At 50.9% G+C, this 2,252-nt stretch carries 1 protein-coding gene and 1 pseudogene; both read left to right on the plus strand.

The features are described from left to right. On the plus strand, nucleotides 1-1,913 hold a 1,913-nt coding region (locus WBV75_RS10620), incomplete at its 5' end, for an efflux RND transporter permease subunit (protein ID WP_424120585.1). 9 nt (nucleotides 1,914-1,922) lie between these two features. Continuing rightward, nucleotides 1,923-2,252: pseudogene (locus WBV75_RS10625) on the plus strand (efflux RND transporter periplasmic adaptor subunit); the annotation flags it as partial.

The raw sequence follows: 2,252 nt of genomic DNA on the forward strand, positions 1-2,252 counted from the left end.
AGGTTGCCGAGGTCAGTTATGACAAAGGGGCCGCAAAGATTTCGAGGGATGATACGCGGAGGCGGATTGTGGTCGGAATCAATGTCCGGGACCGGGACCTCCAATCTGTGGTTAATGAAATACAGAATCTGGTAGAATCCCGGGTACAGTTTCCACCCGGGTACACCATCACCTACGGGGGGCAGTTTGAAAACCTGCAGTCTGCCAAGTCCCGGCTTTTTGTAGCTGTTCCCATATCCCTTATGCTCATATTTATCCTGCTCTATATCGCCTTTAAATCCGTACGGGATACCCTGATTATTTTTTCTGCCATTCCCCTGGCCGCTGTTGGGGGCGTATTGCTGTTATTGATCCGGGATATGCCCTTTAGCATCTCGGCCGGGGTTGGGTTTATAGCCCTTTTTGGGATCGCCGTCCTGAATGGAATCGTGCTGATCGAGCACTTTAAAGAATTAAAACTAACCGCTTTTGATACTATGGAAGCACTTATCACACAGGGGGCACAAGACCGGATGCGGGCCGTTCTCCTCACAGCGTCCGCAGCAGCCCTGGGCTTTTTACCCATGGCCGTGTCTACAAGTGCGGGTGCCGAAGTTCAGCGGCCCCTGGCTACAGTAGTCATCGGCGGCCTCATCACCTCAACCCTCCTGACGTTAGTCGTTCTCCCGGTGCTTTACGCCTTATTCAGCAAGGTGAAGAAGGGAAATTCCAGCCCGGGGGCCTCAACACGTGCTATAGGAGCCGCTCTTCTCCTTTTTATGCTTTCTGTACCCCTTCAGGGACAGGAGAACCCCGCGGATTTGGAAGAACTCCTCGAAATCGCCCGGATCAATAACCCTGCCCTGCAAGCCGCTGAAAAACAAATGGAAGCGGCAGATGCCCGCAGGGGTACTGCTTTTGATTTCGGCAAAACCGAATTCTTTTACAACCGCGATGAGGCAAACAGGATAGAAGATGTTTCCCTGAACGTCCTGGGAATTCGACAGGATTTTGAGTTCCCTACCGTCTATGGTGCCCGGCGGCAGGTGCAAAACTATTTGGCAGCGGGTGAAAAAAACGCCTATCAAATCCGAAAAAAGCAGTTGTTTCTGGAAGTGAGCAACACCTATAACCAGTACCTGGTTGCCCTGGAAACTGCACATATCTACTCCCGGCTGGACAGTCTCTACCAGGCATTTGAAAAAGCCGCCAACCGGCGATTTGAACTGGGAGCGACCAATTATCTGGAGAAAATTACGGCCACATCCAAATCCAGGGAAATTCGCATTCAGTTGGAGGAAGCCCGAACCCGGGCCGGAATTTTGGAGAACCAGATTCAAAACCTGGTAAGGTCTGAGCAACCCCTGCAGCTGGCCACACCTGCCCCTGAGCGAATGATGCTGGAATTCCCGATAGTCGATTCCCTGCCCGAACTCACCCGATACGAGAACCAGCAACTGGCCCTGGATAAACAATTCCGGCTCGAGCAACAACAATTGCTTCCCGGGTTTTCACTCCAGTACCTCCAGGGAGATAACGGGATGACAGAAGACTGGTTCAGGGGGTATACCATTGGGCTGAAAATACCTTTGTTGTTCCCAGGGCAATCTTCCCGTATTCGCTCTGCCCGCCTGGAAGCCGAAGCTTTTGGCGATCAACAACAGGAATACGAGTTACGCCTGGAGACGAAACTGGATCGTTTAAAAGACGAGCATTTGCAGCAGGAAAAAGCACTGAGATACTACGAAGAAGAAGGACTCCAGCTTTCGAAGGCTATTCTGCGCACTGCGGAAAGCAGCTACAGGAATGGTGAAATCGATTTTTTCCAATACATCTTAAGCCTGGAAAACGGCTATGAAATCAGCCTTGAGTATTTAAGGCAACTGGAACGATATAACGACATTGTCCTCCAGATTAATTATCTAACCTATTAAACCCAGAACATGAGATCCAATACCCTCATATTTACGCTACTTATCCTGGCCCTGGCCCTCTCCTGTAAGGAAAAGGCCTCCGAATCCGGTAATCCGACTCAGGATAGCGAAGAAGCGGGAATTATCACCCTGAGCCGGCAGCAGTTCGAAGCCAATAACATGGCTGTAAGTACCCCTGCAGAGATGCGATTTCCCGAAGTGATCCGGGTCAGTGGTATGATCGATGTCCCACCCGAAAATCGCGTGGTCATCAGCGCGGTCTATGGGGGATTTGTTAAAAAAACATCCCTGCTTGTAGGGGATAAGGTTCGGAAAGGCCAGGTCGTTGCCGTGTTGGAG

The organism is Robiginitalea sp. (assembly GCF_049588695.1).
GTDB lineage: Bacteria > Bacteroidota > Bacteroidia > Flavobacteriales > Flavobacteriaceae > Robiginitalea.